Genomic DNA, 16,710 nt, shown 5'->3' with positions numbered 1-16,710 from the left:
AGAGCTTATGTATTCATTTAACGTCCCCCAACTGATTAAGAACAATAAAATCATTTTATTTGACGGGCAGTGTCGGCTCTGCAGTGCGTGGTGCAATTTTATTATTAAACACGATAGCAAACTACAGTTTAAATTATGCAGTGTGCAGTCTTTAAAAGGCCAAGCAATACTCGAGCACTTTTGCTACCCAACGGATAGTTTTAAAACCATGATCTATGTTGAAAACAGTCAATGCATCACACAAAGCGATGGGGTGATCAATGTCGTCTCGCAACTTGGCGGGCCGTGGCGCTTTGCTAAAATACTGCGAATTATCCCTAAAGGTATCCGCGATTGGGCGTATGATCGCATTGCGTTTAATCGCTATCGCTTATTTGGCAAGTACGATTACTGTCGTATACCAAATAGTGACTATGATCAGCATTACTTATAAGGCATTAAATGTTGTGTTAAAATCGCAGCAGTTTAATTTAGTAGAGACAGATCATGGCCAGCACCGCCCACGCATTACATATTTTAGTTAAGCATAAAGAACTTGCTGAAGACATTATCAAACAGTTAAAAAAAGGCGCTAAGTTCCCAGTGCTGGCAAAAAAGCACTCTACTTGCCCATCGGGTAAAAAAGGCGGTGATTTAGGCGAGTTTAAACGCGGCCAAATGGTGCCACAGTTTGATAAAGTTGCTTTTAGCGGAGAAATTCTCGAGCCGCATTTAGTCAAAACTAAATTCGGTTGGCATGTAGTTAAAGTGCTATACAGGACTTAGAATTTAGTGACGAGTTAGTGAGAGTAAAGTTAGCGAGAGTAAAGTTAGCTAGAAAAACGAATGACTTTGATTTAAAAGAAAAAACCACCTACAAAGGTGGTTTTTACGTTTAAATAGCCAAACTATTTAACTGCCAACGGCACTAGGTTGTACATCTAAACCGTAACCAAACATCACCGCAAGCACTAATACAATAGATGCTGCGACCATTAGTTTGATCAACAGTGGTAAACAAAAACGGAACCAGTGACCATAGGGCACACCTGCCATACCTAAAATACCCATCAATACCGCATTTGTCGGGATAATCATATTTGAAAACCCATCACCAAATTGATAAGCAAGTACAGCCACTTGGCGCGGTACGCCGACTAAATCGCCTAGCGGTGCCATTAACGGCATAGTGACATACGCTTGCCCTGAGCCCGATGGAATAAAGGTATTAAGTATTGTTTGAATAACTAACATACCAATGGCGGAAATCTCCGCACTCACATACGAAAGCGGTAGCGACATGCCATGAACTAAACTATGCAGTATTTGCCCATCTTCTAAAATTAAAGCGATACCTCGAGCTACACCGATTAAAATAGCAGTAGTGACGAGATCTGAGACCCCTTCAATAAAACGATTTGCAGTTTCATCCGCTGATAATTTGCCAAGCACTGCAACCACAGCACCCCACGCAATAAATACCCCGCCTAATTCGTATAAGTACCAACCTTTAGTGGCAATGCCCCATACCGCGATAGCAAGGGTTATGATAAAACTGCCTAAAATCAGTTTGTGACGCAGTGCAAGTTCAGGATAATTTGGCGTGGCTTTATCATTAAGTGGGCAGGGTACATCCAACATCATTGATTTGCTGGGATCATTGGCAACACGTTTGGTGTATTGCCATACATGATGAAAACCAATGAGTACAAATGGTACGAAAATCGCTAAACGTAACCATAAACCAGAGTAAACTGGGATTTCAGCAATTTGTTGCGCGATGAGTACCGTAAATGGGTTGAACGCAGACACCCCATAACCAATACCGTAACCTGCGACAATCATCCCCACCGCAGTCATCGCATCAAGGCGCATGGCTTTACATAAAGCCACTAAAATTAGCACAAATGGAATGTATTCACCCGCAGTACCAATACTGCTTGATGCTAAAGCAAAACAAAATACCACCATAAAGATAAGTCGTTGCGGTTTTTTGCCATGACGCTCAAGTAAGCGACCAATTAACGCATCAACCGTGCCGGTAGCGCGGGCAATGGCAAGAACACCGCCAACAATCAATACAAAAAATATCACATCTTGCGCCGCTGCAAATGCCCGCGGTATTGCTGTTAATAAATCCCAAGGGGTCAAATAATGACGCTCTGCAACCGTTTGGTAGGTACCCGCAACGACCATTTCACGGCCTGAATCAGATAGTGTGGTAGTAAAAAAGCCTTGTGGTACTAACCAGGTAGCAACTAACGCAGTGACCATCATACCCAGCAGTAAAATCAAAGTATGCGGCACTTTGAAAGAGTTACTCATACATTCTCCATTTTATAATTGGCACAGCGAATGAAGCTTCGCTGTTTTTTGTTAAGGATAACACGAGTTGTAAAATCACAATAAAAATAGCAACGTGGACTGTAAAGGAATGTAACTAAGTTGAAATTATGAGCTTCATTAAAGAAAGTGCATGAAAGGTGTTAGTTAAATTTGCTGAGAAATGGCTGGTGCGTAGTGAACAATAAAGCTTTTACATAAAATTAAAGTAAACAATTGAACCCAAATAGGAACTCAGCTATGGTGAACCATCAATAAAAAATAAATTAAAATCAAGTGTTTCTATATGCTCGTTATGTTTTAGTGAGTATCATCACTTTCAAGGATAGATCATGAAAAAATGTATTTTGATCATTTCACTGACAACTTTATTATATGGCTGTATTACCGTGCCTGTTGTTGATAAATCTCATACGCATAAATGCGAATTATCAACAAATATGAAAGTCCTCAAAATAGTTGATGTAGCCGAAGAGACCAATTCTTTTTATTCAGTTGGTGGGTTGATTTTATCACCGATCCTCATTCCTACATCTGCTATTATTTCTGGTACTTATGTTTTAGTTAATAATACTTATCATCTTGGAGAGAAAGAAATAAAATGTGGCGAAAATAAAACTGAGGTGGAAGCAAGCAGTACAGCTAAAAAAGCTTAGCTTGATTGGCCACCGGTGAGGATGTATTGATCGTTGATGATAAAGGTTGGCATTGAGGTAATCCCCATTTGTTGTAGTGCATTTTTTCTCTGCTAACCTATTGAAAATAAGCAAAGTATTTGATGGGGAATTATAATTTAGTGAATTTCATCAGTTATTATTTTATGCATACTTTTTCATAGAGTACTGCGGCAAGATGCTTTCTTAAATCAAACTGGAATTGGCTGTCAAAAATATCGCTGACTTGTCCTACTGCAAATAGCTGTGCGTGGGCACTGCATTTTTTTGCAAGCACAACTTCACCCACGTTTGCATGAAACGTAGTTAACTGCGTACTGCTCCTATATTCAGAAGTATTTTCTATGTCATCATGCCAACGGCCTTTAATAGGCGTTCTGTCACCTTTGTTATTTACATAATAGAAATGCCAATTGGGCGGGTTCTCTTCCCAAACCGCACTGCTTTTTGCCTGCGTTACTAGCATACCTGATGGCGGTGTTGTAAAAAACGGGAACGCCGTTCTCATATTTAGCTGGCGTGCCTTTAGGTGCGTTATAAACAATGTAAAAAGTGCCTTTATAGTTTTCAGGTATAAGATAAACCGCAGGAGAGGCTCTTTTTCTATCCGGGCACATGTTATCAAAAAATTTTCCATCGCTATTTTTAAGCTTGATAGCATCAAATATATCAAACAAGTTTTTTCCCTCAGTTTGTTCTGAGTCGCCCGTGCCAACGGTAAAATGTTGATAAATTACATCGCAGCCCAAAACTGGCTCAGTATGACCTAAACCGCCACCGTACAAAGTTCTTGCCGTTTCTGCATTACTGTTAGGCATATTCAGCTGTGTTAATGAAGAGTCTTTACTAATAGGTGTTCTGTTACCTGTATTACTCACATAAAAGTACTGTATATTATTACTTTCAATTCTACCCTCGTTGGCATCCATTTGTGTCACAAGCACACCTGATGGCGGTATGTCATATACCCGAGAGTTGCCTTCGTATTTTGGCGGCTGCCCATTTGGCACGTTGAATATAATGTACAAAGAGCCAACGTATTCTTCTGGTATTAAGAATATTTCAGGTTCACTTTTTTTTATCTCAGCACAAGCAGAAAGTAGTGCTATTGTTAAACTAATAAACAACACTTTTAAAAAATGGACATTAAAGGAAGATTTCATTGAGTCGCCTTTATTTAAGCGGCTATTTTCAATATGCATTAGATAAACTTCAAACTGAAGCGTTTGTTTAATGCAATTTAATATAAGAAACAGGCGCCTTTAAAAATAGATTTATCCATATTTTTTATTCCTTTTTCACCATATATATCAAAATAAAGTGTGTTTTTAGTTATCTCTACAGAGGTACCGATAGCAAACTCTTGGAAACGAGCATTACACCCCTTAGTTGGTTCAAATGCACCTACTGAGGTATGAAATGTCACTAATCCTTCTGTTACATTATCAGATGACCAACGGCCTTCAATAGGGGTTCTGTCACCTTCGTTATTTACATAATAGAAATGCCAATTGGGCGGGTTCTCTTCCCAAACCGCACTGCTTTTTGCCTGCGTTACTAGCATACCTGATGGCGGTATTGCAAAAACGGGAACGCCGTTCTCATATTTAGCTGGCGTGCCTTTAGGTGCGTTATAAACAATGTAAAAAGTGCCTTTATAATTTTCAGGTATAAGATAAACCGCAGGAGAGGCTCTTTTTCTATCCGGGCACATGTTATCAAAAAATTTTCCATCGCTATTTTTAAGCTTGATAGCATCAAATATATCAAACATATTCTTGTTATCGAGGAGATCTGATTTTCTACCTATAACAAAACTCTGATCATTGATTTGACAATTATTTATTGGCTCTACTTCGCCTAACCCACCACCAAAAATGATGATTTTCTTATCTTTTCTATTTTCAGGAGTGTCATGAATAGTTGATGTTATACGTTCAGTTATAGGTGTTCTATCGCCTATCTTATCGACATAATAAAAACGCAATTTATTACTTTCAATTCTGCCCTCGTTCACATCCATTTGCGTCACGAGTACACCAGATGGCGGTATATCATATACCCGAGAGTTGCCTTCGTACTTCGGCGGCTGCCCGTTTGGCGCGTTGAATATAATGTACAAAGAACCAACATACCCTTCAGGTATGAGGTAAATTGCAGGTTCACTTTTTCTTATCTCAGTACAAGCAGAAAGTAGCGCTATTGTTAAACTAATAAACAACACTTTTAAAAAATGGACATTAAAGGAAGATTTCATTGAGTCGCCTTTATTTAAATAAGCCATTGAAGCAATTTTCTAAACTTGCTTTTTCGAGCAACATGCAATGGCCGCTATTTGCAGGAATAGAAGTAAAGCGGTAATTCCAATCGACTATTTTATGATAACTTAATTTAGGGTATTTATTTGCTTGGCGAAATAACTCATCACCAACGGTACCTTTAAAGCTGCCATTGTTGTTAAGCGGTAAACGCAGTGCACTTGCGATCATGGGGAAGTCTGCATTCAGAGAGAGGCTAACAGGTGGCGCACCTTTTCGAACATGTATACCTAGTGAAATAGCTTGCCCGCCAGGACCGACAATAAATGCTTCACAGTTTGGAAAAGCATCGCCCGTGATATAAGTTACAATATCCATGTGGGCGTTAATAGTATCTATATCTATAATAATTTTATATTTAACATTTAAAGTGGGTACGTAAGATAAACCTAATTTTTCTTGCATCTCAGAAGACCCTGGCATGGCATGGTTCACGCCACCATATTGCCCTGTAATTTTATATTGTTGATTACCATTGAGAAGTTTTTTGTATTTAAGGTGGGCACTGTCTTTTGGCGCTAAATAATCATCATATGTTTTTTTTGTATCTCCCCAAGGCGCTTTTGATGGGTCTGATTTAGTCCGAGTAGTGATAATCGTTTTTTTAGTGGATAACGTTAATTTATGCCAAATTCTTGAGGTTATAGGTGCAACACCACTAGGTTTAAGCGAAAACCCTCGATTATCACCTTCAAACCATAAACCAGACCAGCCAAAGTCTTTTTCGGGATGAAATGAGCGTATATTAATTTCGTAATTTGCTAATTGAATAGCCATAGGTTAAGTTCCGTTTATCAATATATTCAAGTCCGTTTCGAATAGGGTAACATCGAGGTTGTTCGTTAACAACTCTGTTGTCGCTTTTTAATAGCTAAAACTAACGAGGGAATTGATACAAAATAGAAGTTATAGCTTAAGCAACCTAAGGTTAAAATCTTACAAAGTAGAGATTGTAATTAAATATCATATTCCGATGTTGAATAGCCTTATTGGAGTAATTGTGGGATTTTAATTATTTAAATGATTAAAGCCACGTAATGCTTAAGTGACGTGGCTTTTAATGTTACTGTTGTTGCGCTTCTTGCTCGGCGATTTGCTTAAATGCTTGCACAAATGCATCGCTTGGTTGGCCGCCGGTGAGGGCGTATTGATCGTTGATGATAAAGGTTGGCACTGAGGTAATGCCCATTTGTTGAAGCGTATTTTGTTCGCTGCGAACGTCTTGGAAATACTCACCTGAGTCTAAAATTTCTTTTGCACGGGCTCTATCAAGGCCGACATTTTGCACTACATCAAGCAGCTGTTCTTGCTCGTTTAAATAAATTAAATCAGTAAAGTGCGCTTTAAAAAATGCCAGTTTTAATTCAGTTTGTTTGCCTTCAGTGGCAGCCCATGTCAGTAAACGATGTAGATCAAAACTGTTGATCATGATGCGCTTGCCGTCAAAATTAAAGTCAAAACCTGCTTGTTTGCCCATCTCTAAAATACGTTGGCGGTTTTCATCGCCTTGTTGTTCAGTTAGGCCGTATTTTTGCGCTAAATGCTCATTTAAATCTTGGCCTGCAACTGGCATATCAGGGTTTAGTTCGAATGGCTTCCAGCTGATCTGGGCTGTAAATTCGTCACTTAATTGCGCCAATGCGGTTTCAAGATTTTTATAACCAATGATGCACCACGGACACATAACGTCTGAAACGATGTCGATTTTAAGCTTTTTCATGAGTGAGCCTATTTTTTAGCAAATGTTACTGGGATATGCAGGCGAGGGGGCGTTAATTCAAGAGCTGAGTATTTTTAACTAACAAACTGCACGGGAAAAACTACCGTGCAGTGATTTACTATGTTCTGGTTTAGATCAATCGGTTAAACCAAATGGATTTTCAATACTGTGAGCAGGCTCGGTAAACCACTTTGGGCCGTCGTCGGTCATGTAAAAATGATCTTCTAAGCGCACGCCAAACTCATCAGGCACGACCAGCATGGGCTCATTACTAAAACACATACCTGTTGCAAGTGGTGTTTTGTTACCTCCGACTAAATAAGGCCATTCGTGAATATCTAAACCAATACCGTGGCCTGTACGATGCGGGCAACCCGGTGTTTGATATTCTGGGCCTAACCCTTGGGCGGCTAAATAACTGCGTGCCGCCGCATCAACGGCCTCACATGAGTGGCCAATTTGGGCTTCATTAAATGCGGCGATTTGAGCGGCTTTTTCGTAGTCCCAAAACTGGCGTTGGCGCTGAGTTGCTTCACCAAATACATAGGTACGAGTAATATCAGATAAATAATCGTGTATTTTACAGCCGGTATCAATCAGTATCATATCGCCTTTTTTAAGGGTTTGCGGATCTTTCACACCATGCGGGAATGACGTTGCAACACCAAATAGTACAATACAAAAATAATTACCTGGCGCGCCTACTTTTTGGTGCGCTTGTTTGATAAAAGCTTCTACTTCTGTGGTGCTAATGCCTTCGTATAACATACTTGCTGTGGCTTGATGCACGGCTAAGGTCATGTCCATAGCACGCTGCATCAGCGCCAATTCATTTGCTGATTTATGCATACGGCAGTGCGCAGTGACAGGTTGTGCATTGATAAGCTTTAAGCCTGTTTGTGCTTTATTGATACCGTCAAAAATAAAGAACTGCGCGCTTTCATCTATGCCTACAGTGCCATTAGCTGCAATGCCCATTTCAGTGATTATTTGTACAAAGAGCTCATATGGGCTTTCGTGTTCTTGCCAACCACGAATAGGACCATCGATGACTTTAAAGCCATTCAACGAACCAATCTCAAAGAATGGCGCTATGTATTGCACGTCACCTTTGGCAGGTAAAATTGCACCAACGAGTCGTTCACTGGCGTACCAACGCATACCAGTAAAATAGGTTAAGTTGGTGCCAGCATTCAAGTAGATGGCATCAATACCATTAGCTTGCATATAGGCTTGCGCTTTGGCAATGCGTGCTAGATGTTCATCTGCCTGAATGGGGGTTAAGTCGTCAGTCATATTGCTTAAACTGGCGAGTGCTTGTTCTTTAGTTTGCGTACCAATTCCGAATGTTGTCATGGTGCTCTCCTTTATTTATATGCGGCTATTGTGCGTGTGGCTGTGCTTTACTGCAAGCGGGTTGCGTTGAAAAGCGACTCACACAATAAGGGTGTATATCTATTTGCGGCGGGCGATTTAAACACAGGGCGGTTATTAGCTCTGCGGTCACGGCGCCTTGGGTTAATCCTAAGTGCTGATGGCCAAAAGCAAAGTACAGGTTGTCGTGGTTTGGGGCTCTACTAATAACGGGCAATGAATCCGGTAGCGATGGCCTACAACCCATCCAGGTACTTTTTGCATGTAACGAAGCTGTTGATGTGTGAAGCAGCGCTCTTGCGTTTGGCAGTAATGCTAAGGCGAGTTTATTGTTCATTTTTCGTTTTATCCCAGCAAATTCCACAGTGCCAGCCAAGCGTAAACCTTGGCTCATTGGTGTCATAATAAAGCTGCGCTCGGCTGAAGCTACAGGACGTGCAAGTCCATGATCACTTGCCAACATGCAGTGATAACCCCGCTCAGTATCAAGTGGTACTTTATAACCGAGTGGTTTTAGTAACGCTTTACTCCACGCACCTGCCGCAATAACAACTTTATCGGCCATGTTTGTTTGCGTTTGACTGATCAGCTCATATCCTTGTTTAGTCTGTTGTACAGCCGTTATTTTTTGTTGGCAGAACTGTCCACCTAAAGTACTGAACTGCTCAGCGAGGTGAAGGCAAAATAAGTGCGGATCGACACTGTGGGCAACGTCTTTAAACAATAATGCGTAGCGAATCGTTTTCGATAAATTAGGCTCGAGTAACTGAACTTGCTCAGCATCAAGTAATTCAACATTAATACCCTGTGCAACATAGCTTTGTAATAAGCTGTTAATTTTGTTGAGTGAAGTGGTCTCAAAGGTGAGCAAGCTGCCTTTTTTAGTCAGCAGGTGCCCTAACTCATAGTCATTTAACAGTCGTTCGTAAGCAGGAATAGCCTGTTGGTTTAATGCTTTAAGTGCTTGTGTGTTTGCATGATAGGTTTTTGTAGGCATGTTTCTAACAAATTGCCAAAACCACGGCAGGGCTTTGAATAGGTAACGCCAATCAATGTGCAGTGGCCCTAATGGGTTTAATAGCATGGCCGGTAGTTTTGTTATTAGTGATGGGTGCGCAAGCGGAAAAACCTGTTCAGTGGCAAAGTGCCCCGCATTGCCTTTTGAACAGCCTTGGGCTAAGCCATTCTCATCATATAAAGTGACCATAAAGCCAGCGCGTTGTAAGTTTAACGCACAGCAAATACCAATGATCCCCGCCCCAACTACAGCTACATGCTGTGTTTTTTGATGTTTCAAAATGTATACCCTCAATTATGCAATTTGCTGATTATCCCGAAAGCATGCCGAGTTGTGATTAATTGCATTTGTTATCAATGTATTAGTCAAATATCTAGCCCTAAAACACCTCGTACTATGAATGAAGTAAGAAAATATTAAATTGGGATATTGATTATTGTATACAATATACCTATGATATCAAGCCTAAACATCAATCAGGTAATTAAAATGACAGTAACTTGGCAAGGAGTCTGTGCAGCAGTAATGGCTCAGTTTAGTGCAGACGACTCCATTAACTTTGCAACAACAGCAAACATGAGCGATGAACTGATCAACAAAGCTGTTCACGGCATGATTGCACTGGCTATAGCAAGCCCTACTAACCTAACAAAATTAAAGTGGGCTAGGTGATGCGTAAAGGAAGTTTTTTTTGTATTGACGGCCATACTTGTGGTAACCCCGTGAGGCTTATAACCAGTGGTCACCCGCAATTGAGCGGACTGAGCATGAGTGAGAAGCGCCAAGATTTTTTGCAAAATCACGATTGGATACGCCAAGCACTGATGTTTGAACCTCGCGGTCACGACATGATGTCGGGAGGATTTTTATATCCACCGACCACGGAAGACGGCGATGCCGCTATTTTATTTGTTGAAACATCTGGGTGTTTGCCTATGTGCGGCCACGGCACAATGGGCATTGTTACATTTGCTTTAGAGCATGGTTTGTTACATGCAAAAGTGCCAGGGACCCTATTGTTAGACACACCTGCTGGGCGTGTTCAAATCAATTATGAAATGACTGGTGGTAAAGTGCAGTGGGTAAAAATTTATAATGTTCCTGCCTATTTAGCACACCAGTCGATTGTTATTGAAGTACCTGAGTTGGGCGAGCTGATAGTAGATATCGCCTATGGCGGCAACTTCTACATTATTGTTGAACCGCAAGGTAATTATAAAGGCATTGAACATTTAACGGCTGGGCAAATTTTGCAATATAGCCCGCTAGTGCGTGATGCAATAAACGCCAAAATTAAATGTGTTCATCCGCTTGACTCAACCGTTCAAGGCGCAAGCCATGTTTTATGGACAGGCACCCCAAAAAATGCCAATTCAGACGCCGCAAATGCAGTTTTTTATGGTGATAAAGCCATTGATCGCTCGCCATGTGGAACAGGCACTAGCGCCCGAATGGCACAGCTATTTGCCAAAGGGCAGTTGGCTCAAGGGCAAAATTTTATTCACGAAAGTTATATTGGCAGCCAGTTTATTGGTTGCATTGAACACGTAACAGAGATCGCAGGCATAACAGCTATCTTACCAAGTATTCAAGGTTGGTCTAGGGTGACGGGCACAAGTGCTATCACCGTAGATGACGATGACCCATACGCATTTGGGTTTCAAGTAATTTAATGAGGAGCAAAGCATGACATTAACAGGACAAAGTTTAGTAGCAGGGCAATGGCTCGGTCACTCTGGAAATGGTGAATTTAACGCATTTTCCCCCGCCCGCAATGAACCACTCGCAACGCGCTTTTTTAACCTCAGCGCCACTGAGTTAGACAGTGCAATAGAAGCCGCACAATCGGCGTTTTATGAATATCGTAAAACCAGTTTTGCACAACGAGCAGATTTTTTAGAATGTATTGCTGATCATATTTTAGCGCTTGGTGATGAGTTACTTGAGCAAACACAGCAAGAAACCAACTTACCGCTGGCACGTTTGCAAGGTGAGCGTATGCGCACCGTAAATCAGCTTAAAGCCTTTGCTAATGCATTACGTGACAACCCTGAATCGCCACTGGGTTTAAAAGTAGTGGATGAAGCAGATGCCACCAGAGCACCGTTACCAAAGCCGCACACTGAACTTAACTATTTACCGCTGGGGCCGGTGGCTGTATTTGGTGCATCTAATTTCCCTTACGCCTTTTCAACACTAGGCGGCGATACCGCCGCAGCCCTTGCAGCAGGCTGCCCAGTAATTGTAAAAAACCACACCGCGCACCCAGGAACGGGTGAGTTGATGGCACGTGTGGCGCTTGCAGCCATTAAAGAATGTGCAATGCCGTTAGGCGTGTTTGCCATGGTACAAAGCAAAGCCTACGACATATCGCATCAATTAGTGGCTGCGCCGGCAATAAAAGCGGTGGGGTTTACAGGCTCATTTAATGTGGCCAGCAAGCTGCAAGCAACAATTGCCAAGCGTGAAGAGCCGATACCATTTTATGGTGAGCTTGGCAGTATTAACCCACAAGTTATTTTACCCAATAAAGCCATTGAACATAGCAAAGAGATGGCACAATCACTTTGCCAGTCAATGCTGATGGGGAACGGGCAGTTTTGCACTAGCCCAGGGCTTTGGTTAGTACCAACCGGGTGTGACGAACTCGAAGCACATATAACAGCGTGTATTAATGATGCCCCATCAGACACTTTACTCACCCCAGGGATTGTTAAAACCTTTAAACACCAAATAGCAGAGCGAACTCAGCTTGATAAGCTTAGCGTGCTGGGTAAAGGCAAGCTGGAGCATGAATTTCATGCAAATGCACATGTATTTGCTTGTAATGCTGATGACTATTTAGCAATCTCAGCTTTGCAAGAAGAAGTGTTTGGCCCTGCTGCGTTAGTGGTGCGCTACGACAGTGAACAGCAGCTCATGACATTGATAAACCAATTACAAGGGCAGTTAACCGCCAGTATTCATGGCACTGAAGCTGATTTAAACAACGCTGATAGCCTTATCGAAGCGCTGCAATATAAAGTAGGCCGTTTGATAAAGAATCAGCTGCCAACAGGTGTTGAGGTGTGCGCTGCAATGAACCACGGTGGACCATTCCCAAGTTCAACTGATGTACGCAGTACCTCTGTGGGCACAAATGCAATGTTACGTTTTATGCGACCAATTTGTTATCAAGCATAACTATTCTTGAGCGGGATAGGTAAATTGCATATTCCCGCTTTCCTTACTCATAGAGAGGTTCAGGCGGATTCTCGCTTGGCATATAGGTGAACTTGCGTATAATGTATGCTAAATGCAATGTAAGAGGATCACCATGGCTATCGAGCACAAAACCCGTACCCAACTAGTCGCAGAAGCAATTCGTGAAAAAATATTAACAGGTGAGATCAAAGCCGGTGATCCGCTACGTCAAGCCGCACTCGCTGCTGAGCTTAATGTAAGCCGTATTCCTGTACGTGAGGCACTTCTTCAACTAGAAGCAGAAGGACTTGTTAACTTCGAAGCGCACAAAGGAGCCACGGCAACAGAGCTTTCAGCATCACAAATTGATGAAATTTTTGATTTAAGGGCCTTACTCGAAGCCGAGCTACTGAGCCATTCAATAGACGGTTTAACAGATCAAGATTTAATCGACGCTGAGCTGATTTTAACTGAGCTTGAAAGCGCCATGGATGCGGGTGACACCCACCTTGCTACAGGCGATTTAAATAGCCGTTTTCATGGCAAACTTTACAGCCGCGCACAACGCCCACAAACCCGTGAGCTAGTTGATATGTATAGTAAAAACTCAGAGCGTTACGTACGCATGCATATTTTACTTGCAGGTGGCTTAACCACCGCGCCCGAAGAGCACCGTACTTTACTAGAGCTTTGCCGCGCAAAAGACACTAAAAAAGCCTGTGACTTTTTGAAAAAACATATCTTAGGCGCCAAAAACGACATTAAAAAGCTATTACTAAAAATTGAAGACGAGAAAAGGTAACCTTTATAAGTTGTAGCTGCACTGTGCAGTATCCACTTAATAGTTCATTGCCTTAGAGATGTACTTTTCAGTAAATTAGTCACCCAAGTAAGGCATCATACGTGCACTGAGTGCAACGTCATTGATAGCAAGTAAGCAAGTATTGAGATATGAAATGAACGGTTTTGTTTCATATCTCAAACCATACCCTTTCGCTGTGTTTTACCGCCTTTCTAATTAAACGAGACTTAACTAAGCACTTTGAATTTCAACAGTGCAGCGTATCTTTTTGCAAGCGTTCATAACTGTATGTGCGGTTCATTTTTGTATCGCTAAAACAAGGTTAAGTTGTTCCTTTAATAGAAGCTTGCGGTTTCGATACTAAAATTCTCGGTATGTAATTAGCATTAATTCTTGCTTGGTTTTTTAAATTTAAAGTAAGCGATTGATTTTATTGTGATATGCGTACTTTATTCTCGGTTAACAAAAATGTCAGTTCTCGATTAAGTAAATCCTCGGTATGGGAGTGGCGAGTTTTTGTTGTCATCTTCAGCATAAATTAGTAAGTTAATAATATTACAATAAATTTTAATATGTATTTACGCAGTTTAGGGTAATCACTCAAGAGTGTTTATCGGTATTCTTGGTAAAACGCTGTTAAATGCTTGGCGAGAAACCGTGTTTCAATATTTTAAACTAATTATACAAATAATATGGATTGTTAAATGGGCAATATGGCGATAAGTGGTACAGCAGATATCACTCATGAAGGGATTAAAAAGCATTTTACGAAATGGAAGAAATATCCTTTTCAATCAGTTATTGAATTGATCGCTAACGGATTTGATTCTGGCGCAACATCCGTTGATGTTACGATTGAGTACAATGAAATGCATGGTCTAGTTGCTATAACCGTGTTGGATAACGGGTCAGGCATTGATATAAAAGAATGCGACCAACATTTTTCTAGGTTTAATGAATCTTCTAAGCAAGGTGATGATGACCTCCAGGGAGCTCACGGAAAAGGAAGGCTTGCGTTTCATTTGCTCTGCTCAAATGCTACTTGGTACACCAGATGCCATGACTCTGAATCTAAGATATTAATAGATAGCACTAAACTCCGTAATTTTTCAGCAAAAGAGATTGGCTCTGAGGAACAGCATGCATCATTAAGCACGTTTGAATCAGGTACATGTGTAGTCCTGTCCAATTTTCATACTAACCTTCCAGAACTAGATGTGATTAAAAGTAATCTTGAAAGCTATTTTGGCTGGAGATTAATTCTAAATCCTGATCGAAAGCTAACGGTTAATGGAGTAGAAGTCGATATTCCAGAAAGTCAGTTGATAGAGAAAAATGTTTGTATTGACGGAACCGAATTTAAAATTGATTTTATTCGCTGGGTAGATAAGCCTGGAGACGAAAAGTCATATAATTATGTGGTGAACCATGATGGGCGAGTATTGCATCGGGATTTAAGCAGTTTTAATAAGAAACCAAAGTTTCACCTTAGTTCTTATTCTAGGTCGAACTGGTTCGATAATTTCGATAAAAGTAGCTCACCACTAAACTTTACGGATACCCCTCAGGTTAGCCCAGAATCTGATGCTTTTAAGAAGTTAAAGAAAGCAATACATGAGTTCAGTAGTGAAATTTATGAAAAATTTCTTCGAGAATTTGTTGAAGAAAAAATAGAGGAGTATGAAGCTCGCGGTTATTTTCCAGAGCATAAAAGGCTAAAAGCGGAAGAAGCGGCTTGGAGAAGGGATAATACTAAGTCATTTGTGAAATCTCTTTATATAACTGACCCCACCGTTTTCAATAATATAAAAGAAAAACCTGTAAAAATATTATTGGCGCTGATTGATAAAATATTGGTATCCAATGAGAATGATACGATTTTTGAGGTTATTGGCGAAATTCTTAATCTAGATGAAAATCAAATAAATAAATTCTCGGAGCAGGTTAAAAACTCATCGTTAGAAAATATTATTAGTACTATTGAAGTCCTTCAAAAGAGGGAATTTGCTGTCCACAAGCTTCGAGAAATAATGGTTAAACATTATAAAGAAGTTCTAGAAACGCCTGATTTGCAAGGAATTATTGAAAGTAATACTTGGCTTTTCGGTAACAAATACACAATGCTCGGTGCTGAAGAGGATGACTTCCAAAAAATATCTTTGAATCTTAGGAATCATGTAAAAGGAATAGATTCAATTGATGAAGGTGACTTTGAGTCAATGGATTTAGAAAGTGGGTTAGATATTGAGGGGGTCAGACGACAGGTAGACTTATTCTTAGCTAGAAAGAATATTGGATTCAATTCTAGAGGGGAGTCTTACTACCAGTGTACGATCATCGAAATAAAGAGGCCAGCAGTTGCACTCAACGAAAAGCATCTTAAGCAAATCCGAGACTATGCGCGAATAATATCCGAGCACTCGGGCTTCTCAATGGAGAAAATGAGATTTGAAATAATACTGGTCGGTAGAAAAATCTCTGATAAAGATTTCGATATCAACTCAGCTTTAGAAACGGCAGATGCTAATAACGAACCTGGACTAGTGTTCAGCACCAAAAATGACCGGATAAAAGGGTATGTAAAAACCTGGGGAACCATATTTGCCGAGTTTGATTTAGCAAATCATTATCTGCTTGAGAAACTTCAAACGAAGAGGGGCTTTCTTGAAGATAAATCTTCAAAGCAACTGGTAGATGAACTTCAGAAACCAGCGGAGTAATGCATTTAACAAGCAGCTGCAATCTGACTCCGCAAACTGTCACGCTTTTTGTTCCAAAAAAGCCCGCCAGCTTGCTACGCAGTTGAGCTGGGAGTTAGCTAAATCAGGAGTATCAATGATTAAAACATATCATTTTTCCCCAAACACACCAGTGTTGAGGGATATAGCTATAAATACACAGCGAGTGGTAGCTCTGGATTCTGCTCAATCTCTACCGTGTATTGTGTTTTGCGCATAGGTTCTCGAATCATTTATAAATGAATCATTTGAATACAGGCGCTATTTAGGTTCTGGAGCTAGGAGTTGTTATACAGTCAGAGAGTATGCCTTTGAAATGCATAGGATGGTCGCTGAAAGAGAACGATTACAGGATAAATACTTTTATGCGTTGAAGCTATTTTTTGATAATGAAGACTTTAAGTCACAATCTGTATTCGAATCATTTAAAATCCTTGTCGAGGTCAGAAATGCGATAGTGCACAATAAGCCCGAGGTCATGGTTACTGACGGTGCTGCATCTAAGCCAAATATTGATTTAAAGTCTTACCCTAAGTTTATTCGACAGCTAAAATCCAAACG

At 40.7% G+C, this 16,710-nt stretch carries 17 protein-coding genes and 1 pseudogene; 9 read left to right on the top strand and 9 right to left on the bottom strand.

The annotated features are described in order from the left end of the window. Positions 1-7 precede the first annotated feature (7 nt). Together A7968_RS00080 and ppiC are read left to right on the top strand one after the other, a co-directional pair. A complete protein-coding gene (locus tag A7968_RS00080; RefSeq protein WP_064664549.1) occupies positions 8-433 on the top strand; it encodes a thiol-disulfide oxidoreductase DCC family protein in 426 nt (141 codons plus the stop codon). Positions 434-486: 53 nt separating this feature from the next. Then, positions 487-765: a peptidylprolyl isomerase PpiC gene (ppiC, locus tag A7968_RS00075; RefSeq protein WP_064664548.1), complete on the top strand. Its 279-nt coding sequence runs from the start codon at positions 487-489 to the stop codon at positions 763-765. A gap of 126 nt (positions 766-891) precedes the next feature. Here the strand turns inward: ppiC and A7968_RS00070 are convergent, their stop codons facing one another. Beyond that, positions 892-2,304 carry a YfcC family protein gene (locus A7968_RS00070; protein WP_064664547.1) on the bottom strand — a complete coding sequence of 471 codons (1,413 nt, stop codon included), beginning with the start codon at positions 2,302-2,304 and terminating at the stop codon, positions 892-894. Between the two features lie 350 nt (positions 2,305-2,654). On the opposite strand from A7968_RS00070, the gene A7968_RS00065 reads away from it, so the two are divergent. Further along, positions 2,655-2,978 (top strand): hypothetical protein, encoded by a 324-nt coding sequence (locus A7968_RS00065; RefSeq protein WP_064664546.1) that lies wholly within the window; start codon positions 2,655-2,657, stop codon positions 2,976-2,978. On the opposite strand, the pseudogene A7968_RS23765 reads toward A7968_RS00065, so the two are convergent. From A7968_RS23765 to A7968_RS00035, 8 genes and pseudogenes are all read right to left on the bottom strand, one after another. Continuing rightward, a pseudogene (locus A7968_RS23765) lies at positions 2,975-3,055 on the bottom strand (DsbA family oxidoreductase); the annotation flags it as partial. The gene A7968_RS00065 and the pseudogene A7968_RS23765 sit on opposite strands and share 4 nt — an antisense overlap. 80 nt (positions 3,056-3,135) lie before the next feature. Further along, on the bottom strand, positions 3,136-3,273 hold the full coding sequence (locus A7968_RS23075) for a hypothetical protein (protein ID WP_157586600.1): 138 nt from the start codon (positions 3,271-3,273) through the stop codon (positions 3,136-3,138). A 112-nt stretch (positions 3,274-3,385) separates the two neighbouring features. Continuing rightward, entirely contained in the window at positions 3,386-4,198 is an 813-nt protein-coding gene (locus A7968_RS00060; RefSeq protein ID WP_064664545.1) for a DUF6843 domain-containing protein, read from the bottom strand. A gap of 38 nt (positions 4,199-4,236) precedes the next feature. Beyond that, a complete protein-coding gene (locus A7968_RS00055; protein WP_064664544.1) occupies positions 4,237-5,253 on the bottom strand; it encodes a DUF6843 domain-containing protein in 1,017 nt (338 codons plus the stop codon). A gap of 10 nt (positions 5,254-5,263) precedes the next feature. Further along, positions 5,264-6,091, bottom strand: a complete 828-nt coding sequence (locus tag A7968_RS00050) for a hypothetical protein (protein ID WP_064664543.1) — start codon at positions 6,089-6,091, stop codon at positions 5,264-5,266. Between the two features lie 286 nt (positions 6,092-6,377). Further along, a complete protein-coding gene (locus A7968_RS00045; RefSeq protein ID WP_064664542.1) occupies positions 6,378-7,034 on the bottom strand; it encodes a DsbA family oxidoreductase in 657 nt (218 codons plus the stop codon). 135 nt (positions 7,035-7,169) lie between these two features. Further along, a complete protein-coding gene (locus tag A7968_RS00040; RefSeq protein ID WP_064664541.1) occupies positions 7,170-8,390 on the bottom strand; it encodes a M24 family metallopeptidase in 1,221 nt (406 codons plus the stop codon). Between the two features lie 25 nt (positions 8,391-8,415). After that, a complete protein-coding gene (locus tag A7968_RS00035; protein WP_064664540.1) occupies positions 8,416-9,705 on the bottom strand; it encodes an NAD(P)/FAD-dependent oxidoreductase in 1,290 nt (429 codons plus the stop codon). Positions 9,706-9,915: 210 nt separating this feature from the next. Between A7968_RS00035 and A7968_RS00030 the strand changes: the two genes are divergently transcribed. The 6 genes from A7968_RS00030 to A7968_RS23405 all read left to right on the top strand — a co-directional run. Beyond that, complete coding sequence (locus A7968_RS00030) at positions 9,916-10,098, top strand: hypothetical protein (protein WP_064664539.1); 183 nt, start codon at positions 9,916-9,918, stop codon at positions 10,096-10,098. Continuing rightward, positions 10,098-11,099 carry a 4-hydroxyproline epimerase gene (locus tag A7968_RS00025; protein WP_064664538.1) on the top strand — a complete coding sequence of 334 codons (1,002 nt, stop codon included), beginning with the start codon at positions 10,098-10,100 and terminating at the stop codon, positions 11,097-11,099. The genes A7968_RS00030 and A7968_RS00025 overlap by 1 nt, the downstream gene beginning before the upstream one ends. A gap of 13 nt (positions 11,100-11,112) precedes the next feature. Beyond that, positions 11,113-12,609: an aldehyde dehydrogenase (NADP(+)) gene (locus tag A7968_RS00020; protein WP_064664537.1), complete on the top strand. Its 1,497-nt coding sequence runs from the start codon at positions 11,113-11,115 to the stop codon at positions 12,607-12,609. A gap of 133 nt (positions 12,610-12,742) precedes the next feature. Beyond that, positions 12,743-13,411 carry a GntR family transcriptional regulator gene (locus A7968_RS00015; protein WP_064664536.1) on the top strand — a complete coding sequence of 223 codons (669 nt, stop codon included), beginning with the start codon at positions 12,743-12,745 and terminating at the stop codon, positions 13,409-13,411. 704 nt (positions 13,412-14,115) lie between these two features. Beyond that, a complete protein-coding gene (locus A7968_RS00010; RefSeq protein WP_064664535.1) occupies positions 14,116-16,131 on the top strand; it encodes an ATP-binding protein in 2,016 nt (671 codons plus the stop codon). 334 nt (positions 16,132-16,465) lie between these two features. After that, the coding region (locus tag A7968_RS23405) for a hypothetical protein (RefSeq protein WP_208855824.1) at positions 16,466-16,710 on the top strand (245 nt) is incomplete at its 3' end.

Origin of the sequence: Pseudoalteromonas prydzensis (assembly GCF_001661495.1) — a bacterium.
GTDB classification, from domain to species: domain Bacteria; phylum Pseudomonadota; class Gammaproteobacteria; order Enterobacterales; family Alteromonadaceae; genus Pseudoalteromonas; species Pseudoalteromonas prydzensis.
The sequence above is the reverse complement of the archived record's forward strand: the minus strand, read 5'-3'. Positions and strand labels throughout refer to the sequence as shown.

Bases quoted from the DNA above. Each gene is read 5' to 3' on its own strand.
- A7968_RS00080 (WP_064664549.1), top strand. From the start codon at position 8: ATGTATTCATTTAACGTCCCCCAACTGATTAAGAACAATAAAATCATT.
- ppiC (WP_064664548.1), top strand. From the start codon at position 487: ATGGCCAGCACCGCCCACGCATTACATATTTTAGTTAAGCATAAAGAA.
- A7968_RS00070 (WP_064664547.1), bottom strand. From the start codon at position 2,304: ATGAGTAACTCTTTCAAAGTGCCGCATACTTTGATTTTACTGCTGGGT.
- A7968_RS00065 (WP_064664546.1), top strand. From the start codon at position 2,655: ATGAAAAAATGTATTTTGATCATTTCACTGACAACTTTATTATATGGC.
- A7968_RS00060 (WP_064664545.1), bottom strand. From the start codon at position 4,198: ATGCATATTGAAAATAGCCGCTTAAATAAAGGCGACTCAATGAAATCT.
- A7968_RS00055 (WP_064664544.1), bottom strand. From the start codon at position 5,253: ATGAAATCTTCCTTTAATGTCCATTTTTTAAAAGTGTTGTTTATTAGT.
- A7968_RS00050 (WP_064664543.1), bottom strand. From the start codon at position 6,091: ATGGCTATTCAATTAGCAAATTACGAAATTAATATACGCTCATTTCAT.
- A7968_RS00045 (WP_064664542.1), bottom strand. From the start codon at position 7,034: ATGAAAAAGCTTAAAATCGACATCGTTTCAGACGTTATGTGTCCGTGG.
- A7968_RS00040 (WP_064664541.1), bottom strand. From the start codon at position 8,390: ATGACAACATTCGGAATTGGTACGCAAACTAAAGAACAAGCACTCGCC.
- A7968_RS00030 (WP_064664539.1), top strand. From the start codon at position 9,916: ATGACAGTAACTTGGCAAGGAGTCTGTGCAGCAGTAATGGCTCAGTTT.
- A7968_RS00025 (WP_064664538.1), top strand. From the start codon at position 10,098: ATGCGTAAAGGAAGTTTTTTTTGTATTGACGGCCATACTTGTGGTAAC.
- A7968_RS00020 (WP_064664537.1), top strand. From the start codon at position 11,113: ATGACATTAACAGGACAAAGTTTAGTAGCAGGGCAATGGCTCGGTCAC.
- A7968_RS00015 (WP_064664536.1), top strand. From the start codon at position 12,743: ATGGCTATCGAGCACAAAACCCGTACCCAACTAGTCGCAGAAGCAATT.
- A7968_RS00010 (WP_064664535.1), top strand. From the start codon at position 14,116: ATGGGCAATATGGCGATAAGTGGTACAGCAGATATCACTCATGAAGGG.